The organism is Pseudomonas sp. DP-17 (assembly GCF_022380625.1).
Taxonomy (GTDB): domain Bacteria; phylum Pseudomonadota; class Gammaproteobacteria; order Pseudomonadales; family Pseudomonadaceae; genus Pseudomonas; species Pseudomonas nitroreducens_A.
The window spans coordinates 97,237-109,633 of record NZ_JAKSXG010000004.1 but is presented as its reverse complement, the minus strand read 5'-3'; the positions used below and the strand labels follow the sequence as shown (position 1 = coordinate 109,633).

The following is a 12,397-nucleotide window of genomic DNA, read 5'->3' as shown; positions in this document are numbered from 1 at the left end:
CGAATCGCTCCGATAAGGCCGGATGTCGCGGCCCGGCGGCTACTGGGCGACCTTCTTCTCGTTGCTTACACCGTGCGGAACGTGGCCGGTTGCCACCACGTCGCGAGCCTTCTCGCAGTGCAGCGGCTGGTCGTCGAAGAACACGTCGGCGGCGAAGGCTTCGAGGAAGGCGGCCTTGTCCAGGCCACCGAGGAACAGCGACTCATCCAGACGGATGTCCCACTCGCGCAGGGTGCGGATCACCCGTTCGTGGGCCGGAGCCGAACGCGCGGTCACCAGCGCCGTGCGGATCGGGCAGGACTCCTGGGGGAAGGCCTGCTGCACCCGATTGAGCGCCGCGAGGAAGGGCTTGAACGGCCCGCCGCCCAGCGGCTCGCGGGCAGACTCGCGTTCGTGGGTCTGGAAAGCCTCCAGCCCGCCCTGCTGGTAGACGCGCTCGGAGTCGTCGGAGAACAGCACGGCGTCGCCGTCGAAGGCGAAGCGCAGTTCGCCGCTGGCCTCCCGCCGGGTACCGCCGGAAAGAATGGTCGCGGCGGCGAAGCCGGCGTCCAGGGCGTTGCGTACGTCTTCTATATGAGTCGAAAGGAACAGGTGGCAGTTGAACGCCTTGAGGTACGGATAAGGGCTGCGGCCGCCGACGAAGGCGGCACGGGAGATACCCAGGCCATAGTGCTGGATCGAATTGAACACGCGCAGGCCGGTGTCGGCGCTGTTGCGCGAGACCAGGATGACTTCCACCGGCGCGCTGTCGGTCCCGCCGTTGAGGGCAAGCAGCTTCTGCACCAGGGCGAAGGCGTCCCCCGGCGGCAGGACGTCGTCCTCGCGGGCGATCTGGTACTGGCGATAGGCTTCGACGCCTTCGCTTTCATACACCTGATGGCTTTCCCTCAGGTCGAACAGCGCCCGCGAGGAGATCGCCACCACCAGCTTGTCGCCCAGCCCTTTTGCCATGCTTCCCCCCGGTGTCCGTCAGCGTGCCTGGTTGCGCGCATCGATGAAGCGCAGCGCACGATACAGGACCTCGATCTTCGGTAGTTCACGTCCTGCCTGGCGCGCGGCTTCCAGAGGCGCGGCGTAGATCGCGCCCAGTTCCAGCGGTCGGCGCTGGGCGAAATCGTGGTACATGCTGGGCAGGTAGTCCGGCATGGCGTCGGTGGAGCTGAGCATCGCACCGACTATGCCCTGAGGCAGCGAGTACCCGCAGGCAGCGGCGCCGGCGATGACTTCCTCCATCAGCTCGGCCACCAGGGCGCGGCTGTCGGGGTTGTCCATGATCGCCCGCGTGCCACTGTCGAGCAGCACGGAGAGGCCGTTGTAAGGGATATTCCAGACCAGCTTCTGCCAGCGCGCCTGCTCCAGGTTGGGCATGGCGTTGGAGTCCAGGCCGGCACTGCGCAACAGCGCGGCGCCCTCTTCCACTATCGCCAGGCGCGCTTCGACCTCCTGCGCGGAGCCTGAGTGATAACCGATATTCACCGCACCGAACGCCTGGTGTTCGATCACGCCCGGTTCGGCGCGATGCACGCAGATGAAGCACAGCCCACCCAACAGGTGGATGTGCTCGGGCAGCAGCGCGCGCAGCTGGTCTTCCACGGCAAGACCGTTCTGCAGCAGCAGGACCTTCGCCCCCTGCGTAGCGGCCTGAGCGATCAGCGGTGCGAGGTCGGCGTTGCTGGTGGTCTTGGCGCCTACCAGCAGCCAGTCGCAAGGCGGCATCTTCGCCACGTCGTCGTAGGCATTCACCGGCGACAGGCTCAGCGCGCCGTGTACCTGGCTGTTGAGGCGCAGGCCGTTCTGCGCGACGGCGGGATACTCGCTGCGCAGCAGGAAATGAACGTCATGGCCGGCCCGGGCCAGCATCAGGCCGTAGAAACCGCCAATGGCGCCGGTTCCGATAATGCCGATTCGCAGATTCATCAAGGCAATTCCTCAGCAGGGCGCGCCAGGGCAACGCGCAGGGCCTGGATCAGGGGTTCAGGGCGCAGCGGTGCGTGAACCGGGCCCAGGAAATGGCCGTCGCGCACCAGGAACAGGGACGGCAGGTGGAAGACCTCGTAGCGCTCGACCAGTCCGCCGCTGTGCCCGGCATCGATCCAGCACAGGCGATCCACCGGCAGGCCGAACTCCGGCAGCACCTGCCGCGCCCAGCGACAGCTCGAGCAGCCTTCGCCGGTAAAAACCAGTAGCGAGACACCGGAAAATTCCAGCAGCCGGCGGTCGGCATCCAGGTCGGTCAGCTCCAGGCCCGGCACTATACTCAAGGTGCCATCACTCTGAGGATTGCAGTCGGAGCGTTCCGTCATGCGTCAGTTCCTGCGTCACCCTTGCGACCTTCCGGTCGAGCTGGTCATCCGCAAGCAGACCTTCCTGCCGCGCCAGCGGTTGCACAATATCAGCCTGGGCGGCGTGGCGTGCAACTCACCACGGGGCTTTCGTCGCGGCACCTCCATCGAACTGCACATTCCGCTGCTGGGCGACGCGGCGCGCTATGGCGGCGTGATCGCCTGGAGCCGCAAGCAGGCGAGCGACTACCGCGTGGGCATTGCCTTCATCGACGAAGACATGCTTTTTCGCGCGAGGATGATCGAGCAGGTCTGCCAGATCGAGCACTACCGCCGGCAACACGCCCAGGCTGACGGTGGCGAGTCGCCGAGCGAGGATCTTGCGCTGGAATGGATCGCGCAGAACGCGGCGGACTTCCCATTGTTTTGCGCGGTCTGATCGCCGCTGCGCAGAAAGTCGCGCCAAAGCCCGTGATCCGGGCATTTTCCTGCATCGAGCCATTGTCGAGGCCACGCCTGACCGGTTAAGGTTCGGCTTCCCCTTAGCGACACACTTGCCTGCGCCCCATCGCACGGGGATTTCTGGCGGCCGGCACCCGTGACCTGATTGAGTACCACGATGGCTGATTTACAGATCGACGACCTTAACGTTGCCTCCAACGAGACACTGATCACGCCGGAGCAGCTCAAGCGCGAAATCCCCCTGACCGACGCCGCCCTGCGCACCGTCGCCAACGGCCGCCAGGTCGTCCGTGACATCCTCGATGGCAAGGACCACCGCCTGTTCGTGGTGATCGGCCCCTGCTCGATCCACGACATCAAGGCCGCCCACGAATACGCCGAGCGCCTGAAGGTGCTGGCCGCGGAAGTCTCCGACACCCTGTTCCTGGTGATGCGCGTGTACTTCGAGAAGCCGCGCACCACCGTCGGCTGGAAGGGCCTGATCAACGACCCCTACCTGGACGACTCCTTCAAGATCCAGGACGGCCTGCACATCGGTCGCCAGTTGCTGCGCGACCTCGCCGAGATGGGCCTGCCCACCGCCACCGAGGCACTCGACCCGATCTCCCCGCAGTACCTGCAGGACCTGATCAGCTGGTCGGCGATCGGCGCGCGTACCACCGAATCCCAGACCCACCGCGAGATGGCCTCGGGCCTGTCCTCGGCGGTCGGCTTCAAGAACGGCACCGACGGCAGCCTGACCGTGGCGATCAACGCCCTGCAGTCGGTTTCCAGCCCGCACCGTTTCCTGGGCATCAACCAGGAAGGCGGCGTTTCCATCGTCACCACCAAGGGCAACGCCTACGGTCACGTGGTGCTGCGTGGCGGCAACGGCAAGCCGAACTATGACTCGGTCAGCGTCGCCCTGTGCGAACAGGAACTGACCAAGGCCAGGATCCCGCTGAACGTGATGGTCGACTGCAGCCACGCCAACTCCAACAAGGATCCGGCCCTGCAGCCGCTGGTGATGGACAACGTGGCCAACCAGATCGCCGAAGGCAACAACTCCATCGTCGGCCTGATGGTGGAAAGCCACCTGGGTTGGGGTGCTCAGCCGATTCCGAAGGACCTGTGCGAGCTCAAGTATGGGGTGTCGATCACCGACGCCTGTATCGACTGGGAGACCACCGAGAAGGCCGTGCGCAGCATGCACGCCAAGCTCAAGGATGTCCTTCCCAAGCGTCAGCGCGGCTGACGCTCAGGGCGCGAACGAAAAGCCGGGCAGATGCCCGGCTTTTTCATTGGATTTGCCTAGGAGCGAGCTTGCTCGCGAATCTACCGCAGCACCTGCATCTGGGTTCGCAAGCAAGCTCGCTCCTGAACCCGCAAACAAAAAGCCCCGCATCAGCGGGGCTTTTTCTATTTGTGAACGTCAGAGCGCGGTATCGGTGTGGCGCTGGCGGCGTTCCAGGTAGCGCTCGACGTAGGAGCACGACGGAATGACGCTGTAACCCTTGCGCTCGGCGTACTGCAGTGCGTGTTCGGTGAGGGCGGCGGCGATGCCGCGGCCGCGCAGGCTGTCCGGGACGAAAGTGCGGTAGATGTCGAGCGTCTGCTTGCCCAGATCCATGTAGGCCAGATAGGCGCGATGACCATCAACAGTCGTTACGAACTGGTGGCTGGTTTCATCATGCTGGATGGACAACGACTCACTCACTTGCTCTCTCCTTCGCAGGGCCTCACAACATGACCCGCACCTGATTGATCTTGTTCAGGCGGAGGAACATTTCTGCCGAACCCGTCCCGAGCAGGACAGTGATATAGACTCGGCCGTTCTCCACCTTGTGCAGCACACCCTGGTAATAGGCACCATCGAAGGTGATGAACTGCAGGCGCTTGCCGGTGTACTGGGCAAGGCTTTCAACGCTAACAAACTCATATTGCTGCGTTCTGGCCTGCGACTCAACCGTTTCTTGGGCCGAAACCATTTCATATTGGCTTTCCGGCGTGATTTTTTTCTTCAGCGGATCGACCCAGGCGAACCCCAGCGGTGCCACAGATTGCTGGTTCACTAGGACGACCGGATGCAGCATCTGGATCACATCCTTGGGCTCGAAAAATTGCAGGCCATCCCAGGTCATGCCTTCGGTGGGCGTCAGTTCGACGCGCAGCGAACGCGGGTCAGCCAGATAGCGGCCGTAGGCTTCGAGCACCGGCTTGTCGAGGGCGATGCGTTGCTGGCGCAGCGCCTTGTCGAACTGCTCCAGTGACAGTGCGGTGTAGGCAGCCTGGTCCAGACCGAGCTTGCCCCGGCAGAATTCGCTGACCCGGCGCTGGTACTGGTTGTCGTTCATCTCGACGACCACCTGGGATACTCGCGGCGGGTTCACGCGCATGTCGCCCGGGCGCTCGGAGACATTCATCAGCGTCATGCTGGTGTGCATGTCGAGCATGTCGCGGGTATCGCTGCGCAGATCAAAGGTCAGGGTCTGCGCGCCCGGCTGCAGGCGGTAGGAAAACTCGATGTCCGACTCGAGGGTGCGGTAACCCATCTGCAGCAGCTCATCGACACCGATATTGCGCACGTTGCCGCAGGCCACTTCGCTCATCGCGGTGAAGGCGCTCTTCTCCGCCGGCTGGGCGTACAGCGACTGCATGAACGGGCCATGGATCTGCAACTCCACGCCCTTGAGGTCCACCGCCATCTGCTCGGGCAACTTGCCCTCATCCAGGCGCTCCTTGAAACTCAGCAGTTCGCGCAGACCATTGAACTTCAACTGCGCGTGCGCAACCTTCAGGCTGTCCCCCGCCATCGGCACCCTGATCACCAGGTTCTGCAAGCCAACACGTCCATCGAAGGACGACGAGATGCCACCGTAGGAAATGTCCATGAACGGCGAAACACGGGCGATGGCGTCGTTCACTACACTGCGCACGGACAGCCACAGCGACGCCTTGATGATCAGGGCGATCGCCACGACGGCGAACAGGGACCACTTGAGAATCTTCGACATGGGATGCACATCCTGGATTGTGCGAGGGCGGGACGCAGGGATACTGGCAGCTTAACAGCACACCTGGGACCTCTCCACGAGAGCCGTAGGAATTTGCGTGCATAGCGCACAGAAATCGCGCGGATTTCGTGACAAGCGGCTGACTCACCAGTCAGTCAAAACGCTTTACGCCCCAGGTCTGCGTCAGTATGTTCTGGCCACTTCCAACCCAAGGACTGCAACCCAGGACCCCTCTGCCATGAGTGAGCTGATCAGCTACCAATTCGAAGACGGCATCGCCACCCTGACCCTGAACAACGGCAAGGTGAACGCCATCTCTCCGGCGGTCATCGAAGCCTTCAACCAGGCCCTGGACCAGGCGGAGAAGGACCGTGCCATCGTCATCGTCACCGGCCAGCCGGGCATCCTCTCCGGCGGCTACGACCTCAAGGTCATGACCTCCGGTCCGGAGAACGCCGTGAACCTGGTAGCCGCAGGTTCCACCCTGGCCCGCCGCATGCTGTCGCACCCCTTCCCCGTCATCGTCGCCTGCACAGGCCACGCGGTGGCCAAGGGCGCCTTCATCCTGCTCTCGGCGGACTACCGCATCGGCGTCGACGGCCCGTTCCAGATCGGCCTCAACGAAGTGGCCATCGGCATGACCATGCACCACGTGGGCATCGAACTGGCCCGTGACCGTCTGCGCCGCTCCGCCTTCACCCGTTCCGTGGTGAACGCCGAGATGTTCAACCCGCGCGACGCAGTCGACGCCGGCTTCCTCGACAAGGTGGTGCCGGCCGAACAACTCCAGGCCGCCGCCCTGGAAGCCGCCCAGCACCTGAAGAAGCTGAACATGACTGCCCACCGCAACACCAAGCTGAAAGTGCGCAAGCAGCTGCTGGAAACCCTGGACAAGTCCATCGAACTGGACCGAAGCCATCTGGCCTGATCGACGCTGACAAAAAGCCCGGCCATCTGCCGGGCTTTTTCATGCCACGACTATTACCTAAAGAGCAATACTGATTAAGCCTTTTTGCTATTTTTCAAAAATTATTACGCATTAACCTATAGATGAACCCAGAGAAAACCAACCGGAGGTGTTCATCATGAAACTCAACATCATCGCCGCCAGCGTACTGGCCGCCGCTACCGCTTTCGCCGCCCAGGCCAGCTTCGCCGAAGAATCCCCGCTGATGCAGGACCGTATGGTTCACATGACCCAGGCTGCCATCCAGCAACAGCAATCCGAACAGTCCGCCAGCCATGTGAATGTCGAAGCTGCTGCCAAGCAGGGCTGAAACCTTCGCGCACAGCCAGCCGCGTGCAGCCGGTGACGTCATGCAGTCCTGCCCGAAGCGAAAAGCCCGGCGTGATGCCGGGTTTTGCAGAGACGATGTCACTCCCATTCTGACGAGGGTAAAGCAGCCATGAAGCCCGCCAGAGTCCCGGAAACATTCGATAGCGTCCCACCCTCCACCTGCTTGCATCTGGTCGTAGCGCCGTTATCTATCAATTTGCCTGATACCGGAAACCAACCGGCATCGTTATTCAATCGAAATGACCAAAGCGACACTGGGCCATCACTTCCCCGAGCCCGAGTCGCCAGCATGAACCGCCAAGCCCACCGCTACGCCCGCAACGGCGCCCTCGCCGCCCTGGGGCTCTACACCATCGTGATACTGGTGATCACCGCCCTCAGCGCCGGCTTCGACGGCGCGCGCCGCGCCCCGGTGGACAACATCGACCGCAGCGGGCTCTTCGAACGCTTCAACCAGGCGGTGCCCGTGGCACTGCAAGGGCTCCAGGAAGCGCTCACGCCTCACTCCTGATTCCGCTTCGCTGGCGCGTGGCGCCAGGCTGGCCAACACTCAATCCCTGCAGAACGACTCCCGACTCCACACCAGATTCACAGCAGGGTGGGCTTCAGCATGGGCCGAGTCATCGCTTCCGCCGTCTACAGCAAGGGCCGCAAGGTGTCCGACATCCCGCTGGAGGACGGCTACCGCTGGGCCTGCCAGCCCGACCACTTCGTCTGGACCGGACTGCAGGAACCCACGCCCGAGGAAATGTTCAACCTGCAGCGACAGTTCAACCTTCACGAACTGGCCGTGTCCGACGCCCTGGAAAAGCACAGCCGGCCGAAGCTTGAGACCTTCGGGGATGCGCTGTTCATCGTCATCTATTCACCGATCCGCGCCGATAGCCGATTGATGTTCGTCGAAACCCATCTATTCGCCGGCATCGGCTACATCATCAGCGCACGCCACGGCTTCTCCCAGTCCTACGCCCAAGTCCGACAGCGCTGCGAGGCGCGGCCGCTCCTGCTGGCGCACGGCACCGACTTCGTGCTCTACGCCCTGCTCGACTTCGTGATGAGCAACTACGAGCCGGTGGTCGAGGCGATCCGCGAGGAAATCGAGGAAGTGGAGCAGCAGGTTCTGCGCAAATCGCTGACCCAGGAGCAGATCGAGAAGATCTACGGCCTGCGCCGCGAGGTACTCAAGCTCAAGCACTACGCCGCGCCCATGGTGGAGATCTGCCAGGAACTGCAGCGCCTGGACTTCCCCTTCATCGACAAGCAGATGCGGCCCTACTTCCGCGACGTGGCGATCCACGTGAACCGCTTGCTCGAAGACCTCACCACCCTGCGCGACGTGGCCAGCCAGACCATCGAGGTCGGGCTGGCACTGGAGTCCTCACGGCAGAGCGTGGTGCAACGCAAGTTCGCCGCCTGGGCGGCCATCCTCGCCTTCCCCACCGCCGTGGCCGGCATCTACGGGATGAACTTCGAGTACATTCCGGAACTGCGCTGGCACTACGGCTACTTCCTCATCATGGGGTTGCTGGCGCTGGGCTGCGTCGGGTTGTACATCAGCTTCAAGCAGGCGGATTGGCTGTAGTGCTGACAACGTCCAGCTCGCTACCGGCATCTTTCCTGTACATGCCATTTTCCCGCGGCCTTTGCGGATCTTGCAGCAGTCCTTCCCGCCGCGATGCTAGAAACCCGGACAGAGGTGTTGCTTCGGAAATGATTCCAGCGTCCTTCCTTGCCAGGCTGCAGGCAGCGTCGGTTGCTTAACCATCCAGCAGCGCAGGCAAAGCCATATGAGCGATTGCCTTCACAGCATCAATATCAAGTGCGGTGTAATGACCTTCCCCATCCAGCATGTTCAGCGTTCCTTTTACTTTCCCCCGCCAGCGGATCGGCATGTTGACCACACTCCCCAACTTCAGCGAAGCCAGCCTGTCGTGGTATGCAAAGACACGATCAAGATCAGCAGCGCAGTTACCAACATAAGGCTGGCCGTGGCGTAACAACTGATCGGCCCAGGAGGAGGAGACGATCGGGTCCGATATGCCTGCGGGATAAATTTTGGGCTGACTGGAATAAAGTCGCATGGCTGCGCTCATCGTGTCGTCGTACGTCAATATCGTCAGCAGCCGATGCCCCACCATCCGTTGCAGGGACTTATCGATGGCCAGGAAGACTTCGGTTGCTCCTCGCGCCTGGTAGGACGCTATTTCGACGGCATTGAGCTCCCGTCGCAGCAGGGTATCGATCATCAGCCTATCTCCTCAGTGGCTTCAGCCGGTTGCGGGCTGGATCATGGGTTGCAGAAACTCGGACAGGCCGGTCAGCATGATCTGTACACCGATGCACAGCAGCAGAAACGCCGATAGACGCTCGGCAATACGCGTGCCTTCTGCGCCCAGATGCCGAGCCAACCATGCCGCCCGGCCAAAGAGCAGCCAGATCACCGCGGCCACCAACGTCGTGACCAGCAGTGCAATCAGGCCGGTCAGTGCGGCGTCAGTCAGTGCCTGCGAGTACCGCGTATTCAAGGCAATCGCTGTGGCGAGAGTGCCCGGCCCGATGGTCAGCGGCATGGTGAGCGGAAAAAACGCCTGGGCCATCGGTCGAGAGACGGTGACCGGTTCGCCCTGAACGGCGACTTCTCGCGGGACATCGGGCGCATTGAGCATCTGCCAGCCACTCACCGTGACGGTCAGCCCTCCACCTATGCGCAGGGCCGCCATCGATATCCCAAAAAAGTGCAGGATGCGCGTACCGATGAAGAAGGTCACCAGCAACAGGATCAGTGCGTTGAACGCCACTCGCCGAGCGAGCCGCGCACGGTCGGCGTCATTGAGCGATTCGGTGCGGTCGAAAAACACGAACGCCATCCCCAGCGGATTGATGATGGCGAGCAGGCCGGTAAAACCGAACAGAATCTCGGAGACCAGATTATTCATTCGGGTGCACTTCAATCATCGCGACGTCAAAGATGCGGCGACAGGTGGTTGATGAAGAAGCAACCGCCTTTCATCACCGCGAGCCGTTTCGCTTCATCCTGAAAGATCGCAAGCCCCTTCAGCGGATCCCCATCGAGCACCAACAGATCCGCCCAAGCCCCGGGAACTATCGCCCCTGCCTTTCCCGTCAGCCCCATGATTTCGGCGTTGATTGCAGTGGCGCTACGAAGTATCTCGCTCGCAGGCATCACCCCCTCCCGCAAGGTCAATTCCTCGAGCTGATCCATCATCATGTCACCCAGCAGATCACTACCCAGGCCAATCCGGACACCGGCTTCCCACGCAATCTTCAAGGCATTGAGTCCCTGCTCCTTGACGATGCGGGTCTTGGCCAGCATGGCCTCCGACCAGCCAAGCGCGTTGCCTCGGCGAGCGATGGCCGCGTAAGTAGACAGGGTCGGCACCAGAAATGCACCATGCTCAGCCATCAGGCGCGCCGTGTCGGCATCCAGCAGATTGCCGTGCTCGATCGACCGGACTCCGCAGGTGATAGCACGCTCAATGGCGGCCGGGGAGTACGCATGTGCCATCACGTATGTCCTGGCGGCCTCGGCCTCCTCAACAATGGCTCGCATTTCCTGAATGGAAAACTGAGTGCCATCGAGAGGATCGTTGGGTGTGGAAACACCGCCACCGGCCATGACCTTGACATGATGTGCGCCGTTGCGAATCTCCTCGCGCACGGCCTGCCGCACAGCGGGTACCCCATCGGCAACGCGCCCCAGCAAGCCCACCGCGCCGCAACAGGCACACTGTGCGCCCGCAAAGAACTCGGGGCGCGGATCCCCGTGCCCTCCCGTTTGTGAAATGGCGCGACCGGCTATGTAAAGGCGTGGACCCGCAAAGTGTCCTTGATCAACGGCACGGACTAACCCGCTGTCGGCCCCTCCTGCATCCCGCACAGTAGTGAAACCCCGCGCCAGCATCTGCGCGAGCAAGTCCTTCGCCTGAGCGGTAATCAACGATTGCGGCAGCAGGGATAGCTGGAAAAAGTCCGGAACCGTGGCGGTAACGTGGACATGTGCGTCGATCAGACCGGGCAACAGCGTTCGACCCGCCAGATCGAACACCTGATCATCCGGCGCTGACGGCAACGCGGATGACAAAAATGACACCGAGTCAATTCGTTCATCCTTGACGACAACGGTCGCCTGCGGAATGAGCGTTGCAGTCGCACTATCGAAGAGCTGAGCGTTGCGGAAAATAATGCGTGGCATGGCGTGAGACTCCCGATTTACTGTGGAGCCATCACGTTAAGCCCCCATCAGCGACCGGCCCATAACAGCGTCGGCCCCGCTTCGTTGTCTGCAAGACAACACCTCAAGAGGTCCGCCCATGAGATTCAGTCGAAGCCAGCCGAATATGGACGGCATCACCCTCGGCCGCCTGCGCTACCTGCATGAAGTGGCCCTGCGGGGTGGCGTACGCAAGGCCGCCGACCATCTTGATGTCGCACCCTCATCTGTCAGCCGCCAGCTGGCATTGCTCGAATATGCCGCGCGCATGCCTCTGCTCACATCCGACCAGGGGAGGGTCGAACCCACCGCTGCCGGTCAACTGCTGCTCGACTACTACGCTGAAGCCATCGCGCGCAGGAAAGCGCTGGCCGCGCAAATGACCCGGCTGCAGGATTGCAGCGACAACCATGTGGCTGTCGGTCTGGTACAGGGATTGGCCAGCGGCTTGATACGTGAAGCGTTGTGCCAACTGGAAAAGCTACGCCCGGAAGTGACCGTATCAATGCAACTGGGCGGAATGGACGATATCCTGCATTGTCTTCTGCAGGACGAAATCCATTCGGGCGTCATTTATGGGCCGCCGTCTGACGGATGGCCCCATAGCCTGCGCAAGATCATCGGCGTGCCCCAGCCGCTCTGCGTGATCGTCCCCCCCGGACACCCGTTGACACAGCAACCGCAAGTGGCGGTAAAAGCGATGCTGCCCTATGACTTTGCCTTGACCGAGCCCGGCTACGGCTCGCGCAAAATCCTGCTACAGATCGAACAGGAGCAGGGTTGTGTGTTTTCCCTGCGACTGGAAACCAACCATCTGCTGGGTCTATTGAACTTCGTCGTTGCCGGACTGGGCATCACGGTACTGCCAGCATTCGCCGTACAGAACGAGCTCGATCAGGGCAGAATTGTCGCCCTCCCCATCGCGCACCCGTTTGCGCGGCAAGCCGAAATGCAGCTACTGGTACGATCCGGCCGAGACCTGCCGGCCGGGGCGCAGGCTTGGCAGCAAGTACTGTTGAGGCAGTTACGCGATTGGCATCAATAACTGAGCCTGGTAGCTCGACGATGAGGCTCTCGAGGCGACTCGATATCCCGGGCCTTGCAAGCTTGCTGCCGCTTATCGGCCCGGACG

At 62.1% G+C, this 12,397-nt stretch carries 15 protein-coding genes; 7 read left to right on the top strand and 8 right to left on the bottom strand.

Going from position 1 to position 12,397, the window contains the following annotated elements:
- Nucleotides 1–39 precede the first annotated feature (39 nt).
- Genes MJ122_RS09920 through MJ122_RS09910 form a run of 3 tightly spaced genes read right to left on the bottom strand, consistent with a single transcriptional unit; the run spans nt 40 to nt 2,303 of the window.
- Complete coding sequence (locus MJ122_RS09920) at nt 40–951, bottom strand: 5'-nucleotidase (protein WP_017516904.1); 912 nt, start codon at nt 949–951, stop codon at nt 40–42.
- A gap of 18 nt (nt 952–969) precedes the next feature.
- On the bottom strand, nt 970–1,917 hold the full coding sequence (locus MJ122_RS09915; protein WP_239744032.1) for a putative 2-dehydropantoate 2-reductase: 948 nt from the start codon (nt 1,915–1,917) through the stop codon (nt 970–972).
- Complete coding sequence (locus tag MJ122_RS09910; protein ID WP_088417492.1) at nt 1,917–2,303, bottom strand: thioredoxin; 387 nt, start codon at nt 2,301–2,303, stop codon at nt 1,917–1,919. Before MJ122_RS09910 ends, MJ122_RS09915 begins: the two co-directional genes overlap by 1 nt.
- Between MJ122_RS09910 and MJ122_RS09905 the strand changes: the two genes are divergently transcribed.
- Nucleotides 2,302–2,721 carry a PilZ domain-containing protein gene (locus MJ122_RS09905; RefSeq protein ID WP_088417493.1) on the top strand — a complete coding sequence of 140 codons (420 nt, stop codon included), beginning with the start codon at nt 2,302–2,304 and terminating at the stop codon, nt 2,719–2,721. The two genes, MJ122_RS09910 and MJ122_RS09905, sit on opposite strands and share 2 nt — an antisense overlap.
- 180 nt (nt 2,722–2,901) lie before the next feature.
- The gene (locus tag MJ122_RS09900; protein WP_239744031.1) at nt 2,902–3,978 is read left to right on the top strand and encodes a 3-deoxy-7-phosphoheptulonate synthase; all 1,077 of its coding nucleotides are present in this window, start codon (nt 2,902–2,904) and stop codon (nt 3,976–3,978) included.
- Between the two features lie 177 nt (nt 3,979–4,155).
- Here MJ122_RS09900 and MJ122_RS09895 read toward each other — a convergent pair whose 3' ends face one another.
- On the bottom strand, nt 4,156–4,440 hold the full coding sequence (locus tag MJ122_RS09895) for a GNAT family N-acetyltransferase (protein ID WP_017516909.1): 285 nt from the start codon (nt 4,438–4,440) through the stop codon (nt 4,156–4,158).
- 22 nt (nt 4,441–4,462) lie between these two features.
- Nucleotides 4,463–5,737, bottom strand: a complete 1,275-nt coding sequence (locus tag MJ122_RS09890) for a hypothetical protein (protein ID WP_239744029.1) — start codon at nt 5,735–5,737, stop codon at nt 4,463–4,465.
- Nucleotides 5,738–5,975: 238 nt separating this feature from the next.
- On the opposite strand from MJ122_RS09890, the gene MJ122_RS09885 reads away from it, so the two are divergent.
- From MJ122_RS09885 to MJ122_RS09870, 4 genes are all read left to right on the top strand, one after another.
- Nucleotides 5,976–6,665, top strand: a complete 690-nt coding sequence (locus tag MJ122_RS09885) for a crotonase/enoyl-CoA hydratase family protein (RefSeq protein WP_088417496.1) — start codon at nt 5,976–5,978, stop codon at nt 6,663–6,665.
- Nucleotides 6,666–6,822: 157 nt separating this feature from the next.
- Nucleotides 6,823–7,014: a hypothetical protein gene (locus MJ122_RS09880; protein ID WP_017516912.1), complete on the top strand. Its 192-nt coding sequence runs from the start codon at nt 6,823–6,825 to the stop codon at nt 7,012–7,014.
- Nucleotides 7,015–7,323: 309 nt separating this feature from the next.
- Nucleotides 7,324–7,545, top strand: coding sequence for a hypothetical protein (locus MJ122_RS09875; protein WP_088417497.1), 222 nt, complete (start codon nt 7,324–7,326; stop codon nt 7,543–7,545).
- A 99-nt stretch (nt 7,546–7,644) separates the two neighbouring features.
- A complete protein-coding gene (locus MJ122_RS09870) occupies nt 7,645–8,616 on the top strand; it encodes a magnesium and cobalt transport protein CorA (protein WP_088417604.1) in 972 nt (323 codons plus the stop codon).
- A gap of 175 nt (nt 8,617–8,791) precedes the next feature.
- Here MJ122_RS09870 and MJ122_RS09865 read toward each other — a convergent pair whose 3' ends face one another.
- The 3 genes from MJ122_RS09865 to MJ122_RS09855 are packed head-to-tail and all read right to left on the bottom strand — an operon-like array spanning nt 8,792 to nt 11,247.
- Nucleotides 8,792–9,280, bottom strand: coding sequence for a GAF domain-containing protein (locus MJ122_RS09865; RefSeq protein WP_239744027.1), 489 nt, complete (start codon nt 9,278–9,280; stop codon nt 8,792–8,794).
- Nucleotides 9,281–9,301: 21 nt separating this feature from the next.
- Nucleotides 9,302–9,970, bottom strand: a complete 669-nt coding sequence (locus MJ122_RS09860; RefSeq protein WP_239744025.1) for a MarC family protein — start codon at nt 9,968–9,970, stop codon at nt 9,302–9,304.
- Nucleotides 9,971–9,996: 26 nt separating this feature from the next.
- Nucleotides 9,997–11,247, bottom strand: a complete 1,251-nt coding sequence (locus MJ122_RS09855; protein ID WP_239744023.1) for an amidohydrolase family protein — start codon at nt 11,245–11,247, stop codon at nt 9,997–9,999.
- Between the two features lie 118 nt (nt 11,248–11,365).
- Between MJ122_RS09855 and MJ122_RS09850 the strand changes: the two genes are divergently transcribed.
- On the top strand, nt 11,366–12,310 hold the full coding sequence (locus MJ122_RS09850) for a LysR family transcriptional regulator (RefSeq protein ID WP_239744021.1): 945 nt from the start codon (nt 11,366–11,368) through the stop codon (nt 12,308–12,310).
- Nucleotides 12,311–12,397 lie beyond the last annotated feature (87 nt).